The sequence below is a fragment of the Micromonospora sp. NPDC005205 genome, assembly GCF_040608275.1.
In the GTDB taxonomy this organism is placed as follows: domain Bacteria; phylum Actinomycetota; class Actinomycetes; order Mycobacteriales; family Micromonosporaceae; genus Micromonospora.
In genome coordinates this window covers 51,014-69,860 of the sequence record NZ_JBEXHV010000001.1, presented here as the reverse complement: position 1 = coordinate 69,860, position 18,847 = coordinate 51,014, and the positions used below count along the sequence as shown (strand labels likewise).

22 protein-coding genes are annotated in these 18,847 nt (G+C 71.6%); 13 read left to right on the top strand and 9 right to left on the bottom strand.

The window, feature by feature from the left end:
* Positions 1 to 358: tetratricopeptide repeat protein (locus ABZU43_RS00340; RefSeq protein WP_355004456.1), on the top strand; the 358-nt coding region annotated here is incomplete at its 5' end.
* A 34-nt stretch (positions 359 to 392) separates the two neighbouring features.
* On the opposite strand, the gene ABZU43_RS00335 is transcribed toward ABZU43_RS00340, so the two are convergent.
* The 5 genes from ABZU43_RS00335 to ABZU43_RS00315 form a co-directional block, all read right to left on the bottom strand.
* Positions 393 to 1,112 (bottom strand): CDP-alcohol phosphatidyltransferase family protein, encoded by a 720-nt coding sequence (locus tag ABZU43_RS00335; protein ID WP_355004455.1) that lies wholly within the window; start codon positions 1,110 to 1,112, stop codon positions 393 to 395.
* Positions 1,087 to 2,154 carry an iron-containing alcohol dehydrogenase family protein gene (locus ABZU43_RS00330; protein ID WP_179781433.1) on the bottom strand — a complete coding sequence of 356 codons (1,068 nt, stop codon included), beginning with the start codon at positions 2,152 to 2,154 and terminating at the stop codon, positions 1,087 to 1,089. The genes ABZU43_RS00335 and ABZU43_RS00330 overlap by 26 nt, the downstream gene beginning before the upstream one ends.
* Positions 2,142 to 2,873 carry a phosphocholine cytidylyltransferase family protein gene (locus tag ABZU43_RS00325; protein ID WP_355004454.1) on the bottom strand — a complete coding sequence of 244 codons (732 nt, stop codon included), beginning with the start codon at positions 2,871 to 2,873 and terminating at the stop codon, positions 2,142 to 2,144. The genes ABZU43_RS00330 and ABZU43_RS00325 overlap by 13 nt, the downstream gene beginning before the upstream one ends.
* Positions 2,874 to 2,951: 78 nt before the next feature.
* Entirely contained in the window at positions 2,952 to 3,722 is a 771-nt protein-coding gene (locus tag ABZU43_RS00320; protein WP_355004453.1) for a hypothetical protein, read from the bottom strand.
* Entirely contained in the window at positions 3,719 to 4,171 is a 453-nt protein-coding gene (locus ABZU43_RS00315) for an NUDIX domain-containing protein (protein WP_181518408.1), read from the bottom strand. Before ABZU43_RS00315 ends, ABZU43_RS00320 begins: the two co-directional genes overlap by 4 nt.
* Positions 4,172 to 4,280: 109 nt before the next feature.
* On the opposite strand from ABZU43_RS00315, the gene ABZU43_RS00310 reads away from it, so the two are divergent.
* The 4 genes from ABZU43_RS00310 (at position 4,281) to corA (ending at position 7,893) form a co-directional block, all read left to right on the top strand.
* Positions 4,281 to 4,673, top strand: coding sequence for a CBS domain-containing protein (locus ABZU43_RS00310; protein ID WP_030487774.1), 393 nt, complete (start codon positions 4,281 to 4,283; stop codon positions 4,671 to 4,673).
* Positions 4,674 to 4,756: 83 nt separating this feature from the next.
* A complete protein-coding gene (locus tag ABZU43_RS00305) occupies positions 4,757 to 5,215 on the top strand; it encodes an ester cyclase (protein WP_355004452.1) in 459 nt (152 codons plus the stop codon).
* A gap of 106 nt (positions 5,216 to 5,321) precedes the next feature.
* A complete protein-coding gene (locus ABZU43_RS00300) occupies positions 5,322 to 6,416 on the top strand; it encodes a PLP-dependent aminotransferase family protein (protein WP_355004451.1) in 1,095 nt (364 codons plus the stop codon).
* A 322-nt stretch (positions 6,417 to 6,738) separates the two neighbouring features.
* Positions 6,739 to 7,893 carry a magnesium/cobalt transporter CorA gene (gene corA, locus ABZU43_RS00295; protein ID WP_355004450.1) on the top strand — a complete coding sequence of 385 codons (1,155 nt, stop codon included), beginning with the start codon at positions 6,739 to 6,741 and terminating at the stop codon, positions 7,891 to 7,893.
* A gap of 80 nt (positions 7,894 to 7,973) precedes the next feature.
* Here corA and ABZU43_RS00290 read toward each other — a convergent pair whose 3' ends face one another.
* Positions 7,974 to 8,753, bottom strand: a complete 780-nt coding sequence (locus tag ABZU43_RS00290) for a hypothetical protein (RefSeq protein WP_355004449.1) — start codon at positions 8,751 to 8,753, stop codon at positions 7,974 to 7,976.
* Between the two features lie 84 nt (positions 8,754 to 8,837).
* Here ABZU43_RS00290 and ABZU43_RS00285 point away from each other — a divergent pair, with 84 nt between their 5' ends.
* Entirely contained in the window at positions 8,838 to 9,368 is a 531-nt protein-coding gene (locus ABZU43_RS00285) for a peptidylprolyl isomerase (protein WP_272614231.1), read from the top strand.
* Between the two features lie 94 nt (positions 9,369 to 9,462).
* Positions 9,463 to 10,374 (top strand): rhomboid family intramembrane serine protease, encoded by a 912-nt coding sequence (locus tag ABZU43_RS00280; protein ID WP_355004448.1) that lies wholly within the window; start codon positions 9,463 to 9,465, stop codon positions 10,372 to 10,374.
* Between the two features lie 64 nt (positions 10,375 to 10,438).
* On the opposite strand, the gene ABZU43_RS00275 is transcribed toward ABZU43_RS00280, so the two are convergent.
* Positions 10,439 to 10,867 (bottom strand): PH domain-containing protein, encoded by a 429-nt coding sequence (locus ABZU43_RS00275; protein WP_355004447.1) that lies wholly within the window; start codon positions 10,865 to 10,867, stop codon positions 10,439 to 10,441.
* A 170-nt stretch (positions 10,868 to 11,037) separates the two neighbouring features.
* Between ABZU43_RS00275 and ABZU43_RS00270 the strand changes: the two genes are divergently transcribed.
* Complete coding sequence (locus ABZU43_RS00270; RefSeq protein WP_355004446.1) at positions 11,038 to 12,210, top strand: acetyl-CoA C-acyltransferase; 1,173 nt, start codon at positions 11,038 to 11,040, stop codon at positions 12,208 to 12,210.
* A 19-nt stretch (positions 12,211 to 12,229) separates the two neighbouring features.
* Here the strand turns inward: ABZU43_RS00270 and ABZU43_RS00265 are convergent, their stop codons facing one another.
* Positions 12,230 to 13,114 (bottom strand): maleylpyruvate isomerase N-terminal domain-containing protein, encoded by an 885-nt coding sequence (locus ABZU43_RS00265; RefSeq protein WP_355004445.1) that lies wholly within the window; start codon positions 13,112 to 13,114, stop codon positions 12,230 to 12,232.
* A gap of 81 nt (positions 13,115 to 13,195) precedes the next feature.
* Positions 13,196 to 14,134, bottom strand: coding sequence for a hypothetical protein (locus ABZU43_RS00260; protein ID WP_355004444.1), 939 nt, complete (start codon positions 14,132 to 14,134; stop codon positions 13,196 to 13,198).
* A 181-nt stretch (positions 14,135 to 14,315) separates the two neighbouring features.
* Between ABZU43_RS00260 and ABZU43_RS00255 the strand changes: the two genes are divergently transcribed.
* The 5 genes from ABZU43_RS00255 (at position 14,316) to ABZU43_RS00235 (ending at position 18,826) form a co-directional block, all read left to right on the top strand.
* Positions 14,316 to 15,329, top strand: a complete 1,014-nt coding sequence (locus tag ABZU43_RS00255; protein ID WP_355004443.1) for an aminoglycoside phosphotransferase family protein — start codon at positions 14,316 to 14,318, stop codon at positions 15,327 to 15,329.
* Between the two features lie 111 nt (positions 15,330 to 15,440).
* Positions 15,441 to 15,947 carry a hypothetical protein gene (locus ABZU43_RS00250; protein ID WP_355004442.1) on the top strand — a complete coding sequence of 169 codons (507 nt, stop codon included), beginning with the start codon at positions 15,441 to 15,443 and terminating at the stop codon, positions 15,945 to 15,947.
* Between the two features lie 73 nt (positions 15,948 to 16,020).
* The gene (locus tag ABZU43_RS00245) at positions 16,021 to 16,713 is read left to right on the top strand and encodes a response regulator transcription factor (RefSeq protein ID WP_328651712.1); all 693 of its coding nucleotides are present in this window, start codon (positions 16,021 to 16,023) and stop codon (positions 16,711 to 16,713) included.
* Positions 16,706 to 18,169, top strand: coding sequence for a HAMP domain-containing sensor histidine kinase (locus ABZU43_RS00240; protein WP_355004441.1), 1,464 nt, complete (start codon positions 16,706 to 16,708; stop codon positions 18,167 to 18,169). Before ABZU43_RS00245 ends, ABZU43_RS00240 begins: the two co-directional genes overlap by 8 nt.
* 57 nt (positions 18,170 to 18,226) lie before the next feature.
* Complete coding sequence (locus ABZU43_RS00235) at positions 18,227 to 18,826, top strand: hypothetical protein (RefSeq protein ID WP_355004440.1); 600 nt, start codon at positions 18,227 to 18,229, stop codon at positions 18,824 to 18,826.
* The last annotated feature ends 21 nt before the right edge of the window (positions 18,827 to 18,847 follow it).

Sequence of the window (18,847 nt, the reverse complement as noted above, 5' to 3'; positions counted from 1 at the left end):
ACTGCCCATCCAGCGGGAGGTCGGTGACCGGGCCGGTGAAGCCGCCACCCTGAACAACATCGGCGGCGTGTACGACGGGTTGGGGGATCGGCAGCGGGCCCTCAGCCACTTCCACCAGGCCCTGCCCATCCGGCGGGAGGTCGGCGACCGGGCCGGCGAAGCCGTCACCCGCTACAACATTGCGATGGTCCACCGGGCGGGCGGTGACCTGGACCAGGCGATCCGGGAACTCGAACGCGTGGTCGACCTCGACCGGCAGGTCGACCACCCCGACCTCGAAGCCGACACCGCCGTCCTCGAACAACTTCGCCGACAACGCGCGCAGGACGGCGAGACCGAACTGCCTTCGGGATCGTGATGGTGGAGCGCAGGCATTGGTAGGGCGTTCTTCGTTACCAGGAGGCTCGGGCGGAGAAGGCGATGCTCGCCAGCAGGAAGCCGCCGTTGACGATGGTGAAGGCGACCATCACCCAGAGGACCAGCGCGGGGGCCACGGCGAGCACCACTGCGGCCACGAAGATCACCGCGCCGTAGTCGCGGACCAGCTTCACCAGGCGCACCGGCAGCGAGGTCGAGGTGACCATGCTGGCCGCGTTCGGGCCGGCCTGCATCACGGACGTCACCAGGTTGACCATCCAGGTGCCCGCGAAGGTCGCGACGAGCCAGGTCGGCGTGGCCGGCTCCTGCGCCACGGCGGTGGCGGCCAACGCTGCCACCAGGGCGATCTGCGCGGCCACGTCGCAGAGCACGTCGACGCGAGCGCCGGCCGCGCTGCCCTGGCCGGTCACCCGGGCCAGTTGCCCGTCCGCGCAGTCCAGCGAGTACGCCACCTGCCAGCCGACGAGGGCGAGCAGGCCGACCACCCAGGCCGGTACGTCCCCGGCGGCGACCGGGCCGGCGAGCGCCACGACGGTGACCGAGGTGGCCAGTCCGAGCACCAGGTTGGTGATTGTCAACGCTGTCGGTCGCAGCCCGAGCCGCTGGGCGACGAGCGCTAAGACGGCCCCCAGCCACTGGCTGATCGACTCGCTGAACAGGCCGCCGCCCCGGTTCACCCGGTGGAAGTCGGCGACGGTGGGACGGGGGTCAGCCAAGCTGGTCGCGGATTGCACCGGCGTAGTCTGCCAGCCGCTCCCGGGTCTCGGTAGGCGACAGTGCCAGGTGTTCGAGGATGGTGTACCGGTCGGGCCGGGTACGCGGCGCGAACTGCACCGCCTCGATGAACTGGTCGTCGGTCAGCGCCACCTCGGCGGGGAGCCGGGGCAGGCCGTGCCGGGCGAGGCAGGCCGACATCTCCCCGAAGCGGCGGAGATCTCCGCGCAGCCAGGTGCAGAACAGCGCTCCGAGCCCGGCCAGCTCGCCGTGCGAGGCGGTTCCCGGAAAGAGCGAGTCGACCGCGTGCATGATCTCGTGGCAGCCGCCGCTGCACGGGCGGCTGGTGCCGTCGACAGCCATCGCCAGACCGCTGGAGATCAACGCCTCGGCGAGGACGATCACGAAGGCGTCGTCGCTCATGTCGCCGGGGTGGTTGAGCACCGCCTCGGCGCCCGCCCGCGAGAGCGATGCGGCCAGCCCGTCGACCGGCTCACCGCGTACCTGCCGGGACAGCTCCCAGTCGGCCAGCGCGCTGATGTTGCTGATCACGTCGCCGATGCCGGCCCGGTTGTGCCGGTCCGGGCCGCTCTCCACGAAGTCCAGGTCGACGATCACCCCGATCGGGATGTGTACGCCGTAGGAGCCCTTGATCCCGTCGGTGATCAGGCTGGCCACCGGTGAGGCGATCCCGTCGTTGGCGAGGCTGGTCGCCACCGACACCATCGGCAGCCCTCGGCGGGTCGCCGCGTACTTGGCCACGTCGATGGTCTTGCCGCCACCGATGCCGACCACCGCGTCGTAGGACCGGGCGCGGAGTTTGCCGCCCAGGTCGTCGGCGGCGTCCAGTGTCCCGCCGGAGACGGTGAACACGTCCGCCGAGCGCAGCGACGGTCGGATCAGCTCCGCGATCTGGGCACCCTGACCCGGGCCGACCACCACAGCGACGTCGCCCCCGGAGGAGATCCGCCCGTCGGCCAGGATCGCGCCCAGGTCGGCGACCGCCCCGCGTCGCACGTCGATGTGCAGCGGGGTGAGGACGCTCCGAGCTAGTAGCGGCACGCGATCTCCCGCGCGCGGGCCAGGTCGGCGTGGTTGTCGACCTCGACCCACAGGACGTCACCGATCGGTGCCGCCCGCACCTCCCCGCCCCGGTCGGAGAACTCCTGGTAGCCGTCCTCGTAGTAGAGGTTCGGGTCCCGTCGCCAGGTCGCCTCCAGCGCATCGGCGAGGGCGTCGGCGACCTGCGGTTCGATCAGTGTCGCGCCGATGTACTCCCCGTACGCCTCGCCCGGGTCCATGATCTTGGTGATCCGGGTGAGTTGGCCGGCGGCGTCGAAGGTGGTCTTCATCTCCTCCTCGGCCAGCGGCTTGAGGGTGTCCACGGCCAGCAGGATGCCCGGGCCACGCTCGGCGAGCAGGGTCTTCTCCACGCTCACCGGGTGCACGGTGTCCCCGTTGACCAGCAGCACGCCGCGAGCGAAGTACTCCCGGGCCAGCCAGAGCGAGTAGGCGTTGTTCCACTCCTCGGCCTTGTCGTTGTGCACAAGGGTGAGCGTGACGCCGTACTTCTTCTCCAGCTCCGCCTGGCGGGAGACGACCGCGTCCGCCGCGTAGCCGACGACGATCACGATGTCGGTGAGGCCGACCTCGGCGAGGTTGCCCAGCGCGATGTCCAGGATCGTCGTCTCGCCGTCCACCGGCACCAACGCCTTGGGCAGGGTGTCGGTGTACGGGCGCAGCCGTCGTCCCGCTCCGGCCGCGAGCACCATTCCGATCATCGCGACATCCTCCCTAGTCCTGCTCCGGTCACCGGTGGAGGATAGCGCCGGCCGGGTGCGCCGCTCCGGCCAACCGGGTCAGCCGGGCAAGGCCGCCAGGTCGGCGAGCATGGTCAGGCGCTCCTCCGCGCTGAGCGCGGCGTACGGGGCGGCGGCCCGCCGGTCGGTCTCCAGTTCGATGGCGAGCCGCTCGGGACCGGCCGGCAGGGCGGCGATGCTCGACGCGGTGTGCCCGGCGGCGGTCCAGGCGGCGGCGTGCGCGTCGGCCCGGTGGTGTCGCAGCGTGCTGAGCCGGTTGAGCAGCAGCACGCCCGACGGGGTGCCGTCCGGCTCGTACGGGGGCGCCAGCGCGGTGAAGGCCGAGGAGGCGACCGGGTTCGCCTCCTCGTCGGCCAGCACGAGTGCGTACGACAGCAGTCGGCCGAGCATGGACACCAGCCGGGCCACCCGGTCGTCGTGGCCGGCCCACAACTCCTCGGTGACCTCGGCGTGCACCTGGTACAGCTCGGCGAGGAACGCTGCGCCCCGCTCGGTGGCGGACAGGGCCCCGTCCGGGCCGCGGTAGATCATCCCGTGGGCCACCTGCTTGTCCACGCTCCGCCGGCAGGCGACCGGGTCCTGGTAGCGGGTGATCGCCGCGAACCCCTGCCCGTCGACGGTGCCACCGGGTGCGGCCAGCCGGGTGCGCAGGTCGACCAGGAAGCCGGTGGCGGTGATGCCGCCGTAGCGCTGGGACAACTCGGCGCCACCGCCGTCCCGGCCGGCCAGGATGCCGGCGCGGAAGGTCCGGTCCACGGCCGGTGCGAGCAGCCCGGCGATCCGGTGGGGCGCCAGCTCGACGGCGTTCACAGACCGATCGACCGCAGGACGGCGAAGCCCTCCTCCGCGATCCGCCGGATCAGCCCGTCGTTGACGTCGCGGTGCTCGTCGAGCACCGTCACCTCGTGCTCGGCCAGCCAGCGGTACTCGGTGTGCTTGCCGGCCTCCAGCATCGGGCGGTCGAGGTCACCGTCGACGCGGACCAGGAAGTCGTACTCGGTCCGGGCCAGGCCGTCGTCGCCGACGTAGCTGTACTCGCCCACCTGGCCCAGGACGTGGGAGAGGACCCAGCCGGTCTCCTCGGTGATCTCCCGGCGCAACGCCTCGTCGATGTCCTCACCCGGCTCCACGTGGCCGCCGACGATGTCCCAACAGTTGGGAAACAGGCGTCGGTGTGGTGAGCGGCGCTGAAAGAAGATGCGGCCGTCATGGTCGACGATCAGCGCGCCGGCGCAGCGCAGGGGCTCGGTGGACACCATCCGACAGTAGCCAGCGTCCGCAGCTTGTGCGATGCCGCTCTTGTCCCGGAAACATCCACCGACCACCATGTCCGTACCGAATGCCACCGTCCCAAAGGGGTGATGTGTGATGCAGGTACGGGATGCGATGTCCAGCCAGGTCCTCGTCGTCGGTCCGGAGCACACGCTCCGCCAGGCGGCCCGGATGATGTCGGCCCGCGGTGTCGGGTCGGCGGTCGTGATCGACCCGGATTCCGAAGGCGTGGGGATCATGACCGAACGTGACGTGTTGAAGGCCATCGGCGCCGGTCTGGACTGCGACGTGGAACGCACCGGCGCGCACCTGACCTGGGACGTGGTCTACGCCGGGCCGGAGTGGACGGTGGCCGAGGCCGCCGCCGCGATGGCGCGGGGCGGATTCCGGCACCTGGTGGTGCTGGACGGCCGGGAGGTGGCCGGCGTGATCTCCGTGCGGGACATCATGCGGGTCTGGTCGGAGAGCCAGGCGGTCGCCACCACCTGACCGGGGGTGGTGTGCGGGGCCGGATTGATGGGTAGACATCCCTTGCGGGCGCGGAGATGCCGTGGCCCGCGGGGGAGGTCCCGATGCGCGACGCGGAGCGGCTGGTCGAGCAGCAGTACGCAATGCTCCTGCGTCGGGACGTGGCCCGGCTGCCGGATCTCTACGCCCCGGAGGCGTTCTACGCCATGCCGGGCGTGACGGTTCGTCCGATCGAGCTGCCCGCCCTGCTGCGTACCTGGACCGGCGCCTTCGGAGATCTGCGAGTCGACCCGATGGGCGCGGTCCGCACCGGCGGTGGCGCCGCGGTCGAGCTGCGGCTGACCGGCACCCACACCGGCACCCTGCATTCGCCGTACGGCACCGTCGCGCCGACCGGCCGGCTGGTGAGCTGGGAGGTGGCCGACGTGGTCCGGGCCCGCAAGGGTCGGATCACCGCGTGGCGCTCCTACTTCGACTGGAGTCAGCTCCTCGACGCGCTCGGCGTGCAGCTTGAGGGACTTTCCCGGGGTGCGCAGCACGACGCGCTCGCCCTTCCGGTCTGATCTGCCGCCGACCGGTGGAATGCCGTCACCCGACCCGGTGGCTCAGGATGCGGACATCGCCGTGCCGACCGCGCGTCCCCCGCCGCCGCCCGTACGCTCAATATCCATGACCGCCGAGCAGTTGATCTCCTTTGCCCGTGGGGCTCCCTCCTTGGACATCGTCGATGTCGAGGGGCTCAAGGCCGCCGCCGTCCGCGCCTTCGACGCCGACCCCGCTGGGGTGACGGCGTACGGCACCTCCGTCGGGTACCTTCCGCTGCGGAAGTGGATCGCCGAGAAGCACGGGGTCGAGGCCGACCAGGTGCTGGTCACCAACGGGTCGCTCCAGGCCGACGCGTTCCTCTTCGACCACCTGGTCCGCCCGGGCGACGCGGTGGTGGTGGAGCGCCCGACGTACGACCGGACGCTGCTCAACCTCCAGCGGATGGGCAGTGAGCTGCACAGCGTCGCCGTTCAACCGGACGGCCTGGACACTGCCGAGCTGCGCAAGCTGCTGGAGTCCGGGGTCCGCCCCCGGCTCGCGCACGTCATCCCGAACTACCAGAACCCGGCCGGCATGACGCTGTCGGAGGAGAAGCGCCGGGAGCTGCTCGACCTGGCCGCCGAGTACGAGTTCACGATCTTCGAGGACGACCCGTACGCGGACGTCCGCTTCCGTGGCGAGGCGCTGCCGTCGATGCTCTCGCTGGACACCCGCAACGTGGTGGTGCACGCGTCGAGCTTCACCAAGACGGTCTGCCCGGGTGTGCGGGTCGGTTACCTGGTCGGCCCGGCCGACCTGATCGCCTCCATCGCGAAGAACGCGACGAGCCTCTACATCTCCCCCGGGATGGTGTCCCAGGCGATCGTGCACCAGTTCTGCGTCTCCGGTGACATCGACCGCTCGATCGAGACGGTTCGGGCGGCGCTCGGCGAGCGGGCCCAGGTGCTTGCCGAGTCGCTGCGCCGGCACCTGCCGCAGGCGCGGTTCGTGGAGCCCGACGGCGGCTACTTCCTCTGGGTGGAGTTCCCGGAGGACGTGCTTGTCGACCGGCTCGCCCCGGCGGCGGCCGAGCGCGGGGTCGCCGTGGTCAAGGGCAGTGACTTCGTGCTGGACGGCGGGCGACACGCTCTCCGACTGGCCTTCTCGGCGGTGACCGCCGACCGGATCGACGAGGGCGTCCGGCGGCTCGCCTCGGCCGTCGAGGCCGTCCGCAGCTGACTCAACTGTCGGGTTCCTCACAGAACGACGATGCCGGCCGTCCCGGGGCTCCCCTCCGGGCGGCCGGCTGGCCCACAATGCTGCGAGCGTCACCCCGCGAGCTGCGGTGTTCACCGCCGGCCTCCGGGCCCGGTCCCGCCGGGTCGACGCGGCAGCACAACCTCCCGCCCCCACAGGTGCCGGGTGGGCCGTGTCGTCCCCGCACACCCCCCGATGCGGCCCGGCCCGCCCGGCGCCGCCCCCACGCGACCGCCGTCACACCGGTCCTCGACCGCGATCGGCGTAGCCTGCAAGCCGCTGACTGAGCGCGGGAGGTGACGCGATGACGGATCGGACAGAGCGGGACCGGACGGCACCGTCGACCACCGGTCGGGGCCTGCGACCTCGGGCGTGGCCCTCCCCGGTCCGGGCGATGACCCGGATCCTCAACGCCGACGGCTCGCCGCCCGCGCCGGCCCCCATGGGCACTGGCACCGGCCGCAGCGCCGTGGTCGACTGCGCGCTCTACGTCGACGGCAAGCGGCAGCCCGGCGACTGGACCTACGCGGAGGCGTTGGCCGCTGCCCGCCGCGAGGAGCACGGCTTCGTCTGGATCGGTCTGCACCAGCCGGAGCTGGCCGAGATGACCGCCATCGCGGAGACCTACGGCCTGCACGAGCTGGCGGTCGAGGACGCGGTCAAGGCCGAGCAGCGCCCCAAGCTGGAGCGGTTCGGCGACGTCGTCTTCCTGGTGCTGCGCACCGCCCGCTACTGCGAGCACACAGAGCTGACCGAGAACTCCGAGGTGGTGGAGACCGGGCAGGTGATGCTCTTCATCGGCCCGAACTTCGTGATCAGCGTCCGGCACGGCGACGCCTGCCGGCTCGCCCCGATCCGCGCCGACCTGGAGACCAAGCAGGAGTTGCTGCTGCACGGCCCGTGGGCGGTGGCGTACGGGGTGACCGACCGGGTGGTCGACCTCTATCTGGAGGTGGCCGAGCAGATCGAGGACGACCTGGACGTGCTGGAGGCGGAGGTCTTCGACCGGCAGGGTCACGGGCGGATCCAGCGGATCTACCAGATGAAGCGGGAGCTGGTCGAGTTCAAGCGGGCGGTGGTGCCGTTGCAACGGCCGCTGATGACGCTGACCTCCCAGGTCAACCGGGACGTGCCGAAGGAGATCCGCAAGTACTTCCGGGACGTGCAGGACCACCTGAGCCGCACCGTCGAGCAGGTGAACTCCTACGACGACCTGCTGAACTCGATCCTCCAGGCGCGGCTGGCCCAGGTCACCGTCGACCAGAACAACGACATGCGCAAGATCGCCGCGTGGGCGGCCATCGCCGCGGTCTGGACCTCCATCGCCGGCGTCGAGGGCATGAACTTCGACAACATGCCCGAGCTCAAGATGACGTACGGCTATCCGGTGGCCCTCGCCCTCATGCTCGGCGTCTCACTGGCCCTCTACCGCTGGTTCCGCCGCAACGGCTGGCTCTGAACCGGCGACAGCGCCGCGCACGCGGAAGCGCCGACGAGTGGGTGACCACTCGCCGGCGCTCCGATGCGCTGCTGTTGATCTCAGCGGCGGCCGTTGGTGCGGGCCGTGTCCTTGCCCAGCGCCTTGGTGAGGTCGTCGGTCGGCCGACCGGAGACGTCGGTGGCGCCCTCGGCGACCGACGGGACCTTGTCGGTCGGTCGGACAGCGGTCTGCTTGGCCGGGGCGGTGGTGCTGGCGCTGGAGCCGCCGGCCACCGCCGAGCTGCCCGCGCCGGTCATTCCCGCCGCGCCGGACATGGCGGACCCGTCGGAGCCCCGGGCGGCGGACGGCGTACGCACCTCGATCGAGTCGACCTCGTCGCGCATCGGCTCCAGGGTGCTGCGGGTCGGGTCGTACTCGGCCCACTCCTGCTGCTCCCGGCGGCGACGCAGCGCGACCGCGCCGGCCAGGCCGGCGATGGCACCCGCCGCCAACAGGCCGGTCATCATCGAACCGCGACGACGCGGCTGCTTCTTCTTCCCGGTGATCCGCATGGTCTTCGACTTGGCCTTCCTGGTCAGCGGCCCTGCCTGCGCGGCGCCGTCACGAGCAGCCGCCGCCAGCGGTGCCAGCGTGGTGAGAGTCGTCCCCCAGCCGGTCGACGCGCGGTCGCGTACCTTCGCGGCGGTCGGTGCGACGTAACCTCGGGCCACCTGGACCCGCGGGCCGACGGTCGCGCCAGCGCCCTTCGCGGCGTGGTTGGCTGCCAGCATCAGGTGGCTGATGCTCTGGTTCAGCTCGGCCTTCGCCAACTGCCCCTGGGACTTACGCCGCCCGAATCCAAACACGGTCCTACCTCCTGGGAGTTGTTCCTTCGTCATCCTCCACCTTCGGATGCCTCCGCGATGCCAGATCGGGCACATGGGAGGATCCGCATGGAACTGACCAACGAGTGAGGAGTACCCGTGGCCGAGGCTGTCTACGCCACCCTGCACACCAACGCTGGCCCGATCCGGCTGGAGCTCTTCCCCAACCACGCGCCGAAGACCGTCCGCAACTTCGTCGACCTGGCCGAGGGCAACCGTGAGTACACCGACCCGCGCACCGGTCAGCCGGGCAGTGGTCCGTACTACGACGGCACCATCTCGCACCGGGTGATCAGCGGTTTCATGGTCCAGATGGGCGACCCGACCGGCACCGGCCGGGGCGGCCCGGGCTACAAGTTCGCCGACGAGTTCCACCCGGAGCTGCGGTTCGACCGTCCGTACCTGCTGGCGATGGCGAACGCCGGACCGGGCACCAACGGTTCGCAGTTCTTCATCACGGTGTCCCCGACGCCGCACCTCAACAACCGGCACACGATCTTCGGCCAGGTCGCCGACGAGCAGTCGGTGAAGATCGTGGATTCGATCGCGAGCACCCCGACCGGTCCGAGCGACCGTCCGCTCCAGGACGTCGTCATCGAGCGGGTCGAGATCGAGCGGTCCGCTTCCTGAGCGACCGGCGAGGTACCTTTGCTCGCATGATTGAGCGCTCCGGAGCACAGCCGGTGCCGGTGGACCGTGCGGTGGCGGACGGAGGGTCGGCCCGGTGAGCGAGTCTCCACCGACCACCCCGGTCTGCTACCGGCACCCCGGCCGGGAAACCTACGTCCGGTGTTCCCGCTGTGACCGGCCGATCTGCCCGGACTGCATGCGGGATGCCGCGGTCGGGCACCAGTGCCCGGAGTGTGTTAACGAGGGACGTCGCAGTGTCCGGCCGGCGCGTACCGCCTTCGGCGGCGGTACGGCCGGCCGGCACGGCTATGTCACCAAGGCGCTGATCGCCGTGAACGTGCTGTTCCTGCTGGCCTCCATCGCCTCCGCCCGGGGCGGGGACGCGGCGGCCGGCGGTTCCGGCTTCGGCGGCCTGATGGGTGGCAGCACGCCGCTGACCGAGTGGGGTGCGGTGCTCGGCCGGGCCTACCTCGCCGACTACACGCTGGGCGGGATCGCCGAGGGCCAGTGGTACCGGTTGGTCACGGCGATGTTCCTGCACTATGGCGTACTTCACCTGCTGCTCAACATGTGGGCGCTGTGGGTGCTCGGGCGGTCGTTGGAGGCCAACCTCGGGCGGGTGCGGTTCGCCGCGCTCTACCTGATCGCGGGCCTCGGCGGCAACGTGGCCGCCTACCTGTTCAGCAGCCCGCGGGCGGCCACCGTCGGCGCGTCGACGGCCGTGTTCGGTCTCTTCGCCGCGCTGATCATCATCGAGCGCAGGTTGGGCCGGGACATCTCCCGGATCATCCCGATCCTGGTGATCAACCTGGTGTTCACGCTGGCCGTGCCGGGTATCTCGATCCCCGGGCACCTGGGCGGCCTGGTGGTCGGCGCGCTGATGGCGTTGGTGCTCGCGTACGCGCCACGTGGTCGGCGCACGCTGGTGCAGGTCACCGGTGGGGCGCTGATCCTGCTGATCCTGCTCGCGCTGGTGCTCTTCCGGACCGCCGCACTGCTCACCTGACAGACCGCCGCACTGCTCACCTGACAGACCGCCGCGCTGCTCACCTGACAGACCGCCGCGCTGCTCACCTGACAGGGCGGGCGGCGAGCAGTGCGGCGGCCACCTCTTCCGGGGTGGCCCCCAGGTCGTACCGGCCGAACAGATGCAGCGAGTTGCCCGCGTCGATCTCCAGGGTTTCGCTGGTCAGCCCGAGGCGGGGCCGCCGGTCGACGGCGATCGCCTCGACCGTCGACCAGGGCAGCAGCCGCCGGCCGGCGAAGCCGTGGATGACGGTGAGCCCGGCCGGGTCCACCGCCAACCGGACCGGCGCGACCAGGTCACGTACCGCCCAGCCGGCCAGCGCGGCGGCGGCCAGGACGGCCAGTGCCAGCCGGACCGGGTCGCCGTCGGCGAAGAGCAGACCGAGCGCGATGAGCAGAACCGCACCGGCCAGTTTCGCCGCCGGCAGGCTCGCCGGCACTCGCCACTGCCGGGCCGGGGAGGTCTCAGTCACCCGCCCAGCATGCCAGCGGTAAGCCGCTCCCGCGCGGGTCGATCATGCAGTTGTGGTGCCCCTCATATGGTGCGAAGCGGGAGCTTCTGCCCACCACAAGTCCATGATCGACGCCGGAGGGTCGATGGACGACGTAGGATCGGGGCAGCCCAAGTTACCGGGGAGTAAACATGAGTGACGCGGTCATCGTCGGCGCGGTACGTACCCCGGTCGGACGGCGCAAGGGCAGCCTCGCCGGCGTCCACCCGGTCGACCTCTCGGCGCACGTGCTGCGCGCCCTCGCCGAGCGCACCGGGCTCGACCCGGCCCAGGTCGACGATGTCTTCTGGGGCTGCGTGTCCCAGGTCGGCGAGCAGTCGTGGAACATCGCCCGCAACGGCGTGCTCGCCGCCGGCTGGCCCGAGACGGTCCCCGGCACGACGCTCGACCGGCAGTGCGGCTCCAGCCAGCAGGCCCTGCACTTCGCCGCCGCGACGGTGCTCTCCGGTCAGGCCGACCTGGTGGTCGCCGGCGGCGTCGAGTCGATGACCCGGGTGCCGATGGGCTCCAGTGTGGCCGGCGGCATGCCCTTCAGCGACCAGTTGCGCGCCCGTTACCGGGGCGTCGAGGGCTTCGCCGACGACGCGCCGCTGCCGTTCAACCAGGGGGTCGGGGCCGAGCTGATCGCCCAACGGTGGCGTCTCTCGCGCACCCAACTGGACGAGTTCGCGCTGGCCAGCCACGAGAAGGCGGCAGCCGCGCAGGACGCCGGCGCGTTCGACAGGGAGCTGACGCCGGTGCCGCTCGCCGACGGCGGCAAGTTCGCCGCCGACGAGGGCATCCGCCGGGAGACCTCCCTGGAGAAGCTGGGTGAGCTCGCCACCCCGTTCCGCGCCGACGGCGTCGTGACCGCCGGTTCCGCGTCCCAGATCTCCGACGGCGCCGCGGCCCTCGCGGTGACCACCTCCGACTGGGCCAGCCGACACGGCCTGCGCCCGTTGGCCCGGATCCACACCGCAGTGGTCGCCGCCGACGACCCGGTCACCATGCTCACCGCACCCATCCCGGCCACCGCGAAGGCGCTGCGCCGCGCGGGGCTGGGCATCGAGGAGATCGGGGTGTACGAGGTGAACGAGGCGTTCGCCCCGGTGCCGCTGGCCTGGCTGGCGGAGACCGAGGCGGACCCGGAGCGGCTCAACCCGCGTGGCGGGGCGATCGCCCTCGGCCACCCGCTCGGCGGCTCCGGTGCCCGGATCATGACGACCATGCTCCAGCACATGCGGGACAACGGCATCCGCTACGGCCTTCAGACCATGTGCGAGGGCGGCGGCATGGCCAACGCCACAATCGTCGAGCTGGTCTGAGGACACCGCCACACACCGGTCACTCCCGCCGGGGCGCCGGTGGGGGCGCGAGCCGGCCGTTGGGCATGTGCACGACCCGGAGGAACGCGGGTAGTCGCCACGGCCTCGGCCCACCGATGACGACGTCGCGCCGCAGCACCGCCTGCGCGGTGCTGATCCGGCCGAACATCATCAGGTTGAACCGGGCGGGGCGGAACGTCACGCTCGCGTCGAACGGGGCGTCGGGAGCCGCGATCCACACCCGGCGGTCGCCCAGGGTCAGCGTCGTCGTCGGTACGTACCGTGAGCGGAACTGCACCGACACATCGTGCCGGGGCGTCGGCAGTTCGGTGTTGAGCAGCACCCCGTACGTGTCGCGCAGCATGTCGAACATGAACAGGTCCCAGTAGAGCGCGGCGTGCTCGTCCGGCATCGGCCACGCCCGGCGGAGCGCCCGGGCGATGTCCCAGCCGTGCACCAGCAGCTCGTTGGTCAGATGGGCGAACAGGCCGCCGACCGTCACCCGCGCGTTGCCCAACCAACTCACCGTCGATCGCGGATCAGCCGACGTCGCCAGGAGGCGGTCGACCATGGTGTTCAGCTGCGTCAGCAGCACCTGCGGGTCGCGTTCGGTGAAGTGGGCGAGCACGTGGGCATTGACGTCGGCCACCGTGTCCACGTTCGTGGTGGCGAGCAGGTCCTCCAGCCCCGGCACCCGGATGGGGACCTCGGTGCCCTCCAGTCTCGACACGTACAACATCGCGATCGACACCACGTGTGCCAGCGTGTCGGCCACTGTCCAGTCGGCGGTCGCCATGACGACGGGCGAGGGCGCGGCGGCCACCAGGTCGGTGAACCGGTCGGTTGCCGTTCGCAGTGCCGTGTTGGCCACACTCCACCGGCCCGGGTCTGCCACGCCAGTCATCCGAACAGCATCGGGGACCTGACGTGCCGGAGCATCTTCGAACGTGCCGTCTTCGCCACAGGCGGCAGGTCCGGATCGGCGTCAGTGGTTGTAGAACATGGTGGGGAACCAGCCGAAGCCGAAGATCGAGGGCACCCGGACGTCCCAGTACACGACTGTGAAGACCCCGAGGGCGATGAGCAGGGCGCCGCTGAGCACCATGCTGCGCCGTACGTCGGCGGCGAGCCAGCCGATGAACCGGCCGCGGGTGAGCATGATCAGCAGTGCGAACAGCGCGGTGACCACGACGATGTTGCCGAGGGACTGCAGGATGAACGCGGCCGAACCGTACAGCGGGTTGCCGCTGTCGACCGCCCAGTGGAACAACTTGTTGAACAGCGGGTACGGCCGGCCGATGAGGAAACCGCCGATGAGCGCGCCGAGAGTGATCACCCGCGCGACCGGTCGATCGGCGAACACGTCCCGCACCGTCCCGATCGCGGCCAGGCCGAGGTAGATGAGGGCCAGTCCGATGACACCGAACACCACTGACGACTGGATGATGCGTACCGGCACCCCACCGGCGGTCTCGGTGGACAGCTGGGGGAGCCGGTCGCCCAGGAGGACTCCGACGAACCCGTACGCCGCAGCGACAGCGACCATGCCCAGGGTGAGGTAGCCGACCGGCCGCAACAGCAGCCGGAGCCGGTCGCCGTTGCCACCGCTTGCCGCGCCGAGCGGCCCGATGGACGCGAGCATCGCGATGTTGCACGCGGTGAAGGTGCCAGCGAGGCCCGACACGAACGCGAACACCAGGCCGGCGGCGGTACCGGAGATCGCCGTCGCCTTCGCGTCGTGACCGAGGAGCCCGCTGGCGACACTGTCACCGATGACCGAGTCGACGAACTCGTAGGACCAGAGCACGGCAAGCAGGACTCCGGCCGCCACGCTCACCGCGATGATGAGCCCGTTGCGGTGTGGACGCTCGGCGACGAAGGGTCTCGCGAAGTCTCGGGTGCCTGTGGTCGGCGTTTCCGTCATAGCTCTACTCCCCGGGCCGATTCGCGCGTGACTATGCGCAGCGATGATGTCGCTCAGGGTTGCCCCGGCGCATCTCGCAGAGTGCTCAATCGGCAGAGGTGCGGGCCTTCGGTGGGACGCCGCGACGTGCCGGCCGGAAAAGCGGTCCCCAACGTCGGGCAGACGGCCTAGGGTGCCCAGCGTGACGACGATCGCCGGTGAGCGTGCCCCCGACTGGTCCAGCAAGCAGTGGCAGGTGCGGGCCCGGTCCTGGCTCGACGCGCAGCTCAGCCGGGCCGGCCGACGGGTGACCGGGCCGGTGGAGCCGAGGCTGCGGCCCTGGTCGCTGGTGTGGCGGGTGCCCACCGACGACGGTCCGGTCTGGTTCAAGGCCAACAACCCGGGCACCGTGCACGAGGCCGTCCTGATCGCGGCGCTCGCCGAGTTGACGCCCGACCGGGTGCTCACGCCGATCGCGGTGGACCCGGCGCAGGGCTGGTCGCTGCTGCCCGACGGCGGCGAGTTGTTGCGCGAGGTGCTGGCGCGCGACCCCGACCTGGCGCACTGGGAGCGGGCGCTGCCCGGGTACGCCGCGCTGCAACTGGCGAGCGCGTCGCGCGCCGACGAGCTGGTCGCCTCGGGCGTGCCGGATCAGCGTCCGGAGGTGCTGGCCGGTCTCTTCGCCGAGCTGCTCGACGATCACGAGGCGCTGCTGATCGGCGCCGAGGGTGGGCTCCGTCCGGAAATGCACGAGCGGTTGCGGGCCGAACTGCCGGCGTACGCGCAGCGGTGCCGCCGGCTCGCCGACCTCGGCATTCCGGCGACCGTGCAACACGACGACCTGCACGACGGCAACGTCTTCGCCGGCGCGGCCGGGTACCGGTACTTCGACTGGGGCGACGCCTCCGTGGCGCACCCGTTCGGCACGCTGCTGGTGACCCTGCGCACCGTCGGGCACGCCGGGAAGCTTGCCCCCCACGACGCCCAGCTGGTGCGGTTGCGCGACGCGTACCTGGAGGTGTGGACCGACCGGTACGACCGGCGGACCCTCGTGGAGGCCGCCGACCTCGCTATCGGCCTGGGTCCGGTGAGCCGGTCGCTGTCCTGGCGTCGGGCGCTGGACACCGCCGAGGAGTCCCGCGCCGAGTACGCCGACGCGGTCCCGGGGTGGCTGGAGGAGCTGTTCGCCGCCAGTCCACTTCAGCCGAACTCCTGACCATGATCCGTCCGAGTCGGAAGTCGGACAGGCAGTGCGACAGGCGGCGTGGAACTTCCAAAAATTCCAGGTGACCCACGTCACCCTGCTGGGGACGTCGTTGGGCAGGTCATGGACGTCTTCTCCCGAACGTTCCTCCCGGCCGCCGCTGAGGCTGGCCTGGCCGTGCAGACGGTGAGCCGGCACATGCCGGTCTTCCGGCGCTGCGTCGGCTCCGGTGACGCCACCATCCTGGTCACCCGTTGCAGCCGCCCCGACCGCCCGGTCACCGGCGACTACCTGTTGCTACTCACGCACCGCCGCCTGGTGGTGACCCAGCAGACCCGCGTCCTGCACCGACTACGCCTGCACCTCAACACCGAGTTGCGCGAGCTGAGCAACGTCACCTGGAGCCCGGACCCGCGGCTGCAGTCGGTCGAGATGGCGGCCACCGCGATCGACGGGATCCGTGAGCGGTTCCTGATCCGGACCAGTCACCCGAAGCAGGTCTGGCAGCTCGACGCGTTGCTCAACCAGGCGTTCCGGACCCGCCTGCGGCCGCCCGGCGCGCGGGTCGTCGCCAGCATCGGTGACGCGCCGGCCGCCGCCCGACCCGGGCTGTTCGCTCCGTCCTGGTGAGCTGACCCCGCCTTTACCTAACTCGAACACACACCGATCGCGCCGAGCCTGCGCGGTCGGCAATCATGGGCCGGTGACCGTCGAACCACCGCATCGCGGGCTCGTCCTCGTCGTGGAGGACGAGCCGGCCATCGCCGACCTGGTCCGGCTCTACCTGACCCGGGACGGGTTCGGCGTCCACCTGGAACGTGACGGCGAGGCCGGTCTGAGCGCGGCCCGCCGGATGCGCCCGGTGGCCTGCGTCCTGGACATCGCGCTGCCGGGTCTGCCCGGCACCGAGATCTGCCGCCGGCTGCGCGAGGCCGGCGACTGGACCCCTGTCATCTTCCTCACCGCCCGTGACGACGAGGTGGACCGGATCGTCGGCCTGGAGTTGGGTGCCGACGACTACGTCACCAAGCCGTTCAGCCCTCGGGAACTGGTCGCCCGCGTCCGCGCGGTGCTGCGACGGTCCGCCGGCGGCCCGGAGGGCGCGGACCGCCCACGTGTCGTCGGCCCGGTGACCCTCGACCCGGCCCGCCGCACTGTCACCGCCGCCGGTGCCCCGGTGCAGCTCACCTCCACCGAGTTCGACCTGCTGGCCCACCTGATGGCCCGGCCCGGCCGGGTCTTCACCCGGGAGGAGCTGCTGGCCGGAGTCTGGGGCTACGCGGCGCACGCCGGCACCCGGACGGTGGACGTGCACGTCGCCCAGGTGCGGGCGAAGCTCGGCCCGGCGAGCGTGATCCGGACCCATCGCGGCGTCGGGTACGCGGTAGATGCCTGACCACCCCCGGCACGTCGAGTCGCCGACCATGGCACTGCCGGTGGTCGGCGCCCCACCCACCGCACCCCGACGAGGCCGACCCGGCCGTACGCTGACCGCCCGCGCGGTGCTCGTCACCTGCGCGGTGGCGCTGGTGTCGGTGCTGGTCACCGCCATCGTCGCGGTGCCGTTGGCGATCCGTGGCGCGGAGCGGAGCGAGCAGGAAGCGCTCGCCGCCCAGGCCCGACTCGCCGCCGAGGTGCTGCGGACCCGCCTCGACCGGGGACGCAGCGCCGACGAGGAACGGCTCATCCAACAACTGCGCGACCAGGGCATCGACGCGTACCTGATCCGCCGTGGGGCGGTCGACCGGGCGGGTCTGCCACCCCGGGTGGTGCAGCGGATCGGGCAGGGCCGCAACCTGTCGGCCCGCCGCTCCGTCAACGGTGAGCGGGCCCTGGTCGAGGGTCGGGCCCTGCCCGGCGGCAACGGGGTGGTGCTCTCCCGTCCGCTGGCCGACGGGCTGTGGGCCCGGGTGCTGCTCAGTCTCTGGTTGCCGCTGCTGGCCGGGTTGACCTCCGGTGTGGTGGCCGGGCTGCTGCTGGCCCGTCGGCTGGCCCGGCCGATCCGGGTCGCGGCCACCGCCGCCGCCCGGCTGCGCGCCGGTGACCGGGCCGTCCGGGTGCCGGTCGAGTCACCGGACGAGGTCGCCGACCTGGCCGAGGCGTTGAACGGTCTGGCTGCCGCTCTGGCCACCAGCGAGGGCCGACAGCGGGAGTTCCTGCTCTCCGTCTCGCACGAGCTACGCACTCCGCTGACCGCGATCCGGGGGTACGCCGAGGCGCTCGCCGACGGGGTGCTCGGCGCCGACGACACGGTGGACACCGGTCGGACGATGCTGGCCGAGGCCCAGCACCTGGACCGGCTGATCGGCGACCTGTTGGCACTGGCCCGGCTGGAGGCCGCCGACTTTCCCCTGGAACCGGTACCGGTGGACCTGACCCAACTGGCAGTTGACGCGGAGCCGACCTGGTCCGGTCGGTGCGCGGCGGTGGGCGTGCCGTTCCGGGTGGAGACGCCCGGTCAGCCGGTGCCCGCGTACACCGATCCGGGGAGGATCCGGCAGGTCCTGGACGGGCTGCTGGAGAACGCGCTGCGGGTCGTACCCCCGGGGTCGCCGGTGGTGCTCGCGGTCCGGCCGGCCGGCGCGGACCCGGCGCACGGCGGCGTGTTCGAGGTCCGCGACGGCGGGCCCGGCTTCACCGACGACGACCTGGCGGTGGCCTTCGAACGCGGTGCGCTGCACGAGCGTTACCGGGGGGTGCGCAAGGTGGGCAGCGGGCTGGGGTTGGCGCTGGCCGCCGGGCTGGTCCGCCGGTTGGGCGGGGAGATCGTCGCCGGGCACGCGCCGGAGGGCGGTGCCGCCTTCACCGTCCGGCTGCCCGGTGATCCTTACCTGACCCGAACATCGTCCTGACGCTCCGCTCGTCGTTCCGGGGAAGGCTGAGGGCTCCACTGACCGAGAGGGAGAGTCATGCCACGTTGGGGTATCGCCACCGGCACCACGGCACTGCTCGCGGCGGTCGCGCTCGGCGTCAGCGGCTGCGGCGCGGCCGAGGTGGCCAGCCAGCCCGCCCGGGATGTCGCCGTCGAGGTCGCCGCAGCCATGGGAGTCGAGGGGCAGGCGCTGGCCGCGATGGGCTTCGACGCCGACGACCTGGACGTGCTGACCGTCGCCGCACCGGCCACGCCGACGCCGGGTACGTCCCCCAGCGCCAAGGAGAAGGCCCGGGAGAAGCGCGGTGAGGAGTGGCGCAAGCGCCGCCAGGCCCGCGTGCTGCTGCGTAAGAACACCCTGCACGGTGAGGCGGTGGTGAAGACGAAGGACGGCGGTACGCAGACCGTCGCCGTGCAGCGCGGCGAGGTGACAGCGATCGACGGCGACTCGATGACCGTCAAGTCCACCGACGGCTTCACAATGACCTGGACCTTCGGCGACGACCTGCGGGTGGTCGAGCGGCGGGCCACGGTGCAGCCGAGCGAGGTGAAGGTCGGCGCGACGCTCGGCGTCGCCGGCGCGAAGGACGGCGACAAGGGCGTGGCCCGGCTCATCCTCATCCCCCGAGCCAAGTGAGCGAAAGGGGGGCCCTGGCCG

Excerpts from the sequence above, each read along its gene's own strand:
- ABZU43_RS00325 (WP_355004454.1), bottom strand. The coding sequence starts at position 2,873 with ATGATCGGAATGGTGCTCGCGGCCGGAGCGGGACGACGGCTGCGCCCG.
- ABZU43_RS00315 (WP_181518408.1), bottom strand. The coding sequence starts at position 4,171 with ATGGTGTCCACCGAGCCCCTGCGCTGCGCCGGCGCGCTGATCGTCGAC.
- ABZU43_RS00310 (WP_030487774.1), top strand. The coding sequence starts at position 4,281 with ATGCAGGTACGGGATGCGATGTCCAGCCAGGTCCTCGTCGTCGGTCCG.
- ABZU43_RS00305 (WP_355004452.1), top strand. The coding sequence starts at position 4,757 with ATGCGCGACGCGGAGCGGCTGGTCGAGCAGCAGTACGCAATGCTCCTG.
- ABZU43_RS00300 (WP_355004451.1), top strand. The coding sequence starts at position 5,322 with ATGACCGCCGAGCAGTTGATCTCCTTTGCCCGTGGGGCTCCCTCCTTG.
- corA (WP_355004450.1), top strand. The coding sequence starts at position 6,739 with ATGACGGATCGGACAGAGCGGGACCGGACGGCACCGTCGACCACCGGT.
- ABZU43_RS00290 (WP_355004449.1), bottom strand. The coding sequence starts at position 8,753 with ATGACGAAGGAACAACTCCCAGGAGGTAGGACCGTGTTTGGATTCGGG.
- ABZU43_RS00270 (WP_355004446.1), top strand. The coding sequence starts at position 11,038 with ATGAGTGACGCGGTCATCGTCGGCGCGGTACGTACCCCGGTCGGACGG.
- ABZU43_RS00265 (WP_355004445.1), bottom strand. The coding sequence starts at position 13,114 with ATGACTGGCGTGGCAGACCCGGGCCGGTGGAGTGTGGCCAACACGGCA.
- ABZU43_RS00260 (WP_355004444.1), bottom strand. The coding sequence starts at position 14,134 with ATGACGGAAACGCCGACCACAGGCACCCGAGACTTCGCGAGACCCTTC.
- ABZU43_RS00250 (WP_355004442.1), top strand. The coding sequence starts at position 15,441 with ATGGACGTCTTCTCCCGAACGTTCCTCCCGGCCGCCGCTGAGGCTGGC.
- ABZU43_RS00240 (WP_355004441.1), top strand. The coding sequence starts at position 16,706 with ATGCCTGACCACCCCCGGCACGTCGAGTCGCCGACCATGGCACTGCCG.
- ABZU43_RS00235 (WP_355004440.1), top strand. The coding sequence starts at position 18,227 with ATGCCACGTTGGGGTATCGCCACCGGCACCACGGCACTGCTCGCGGCG.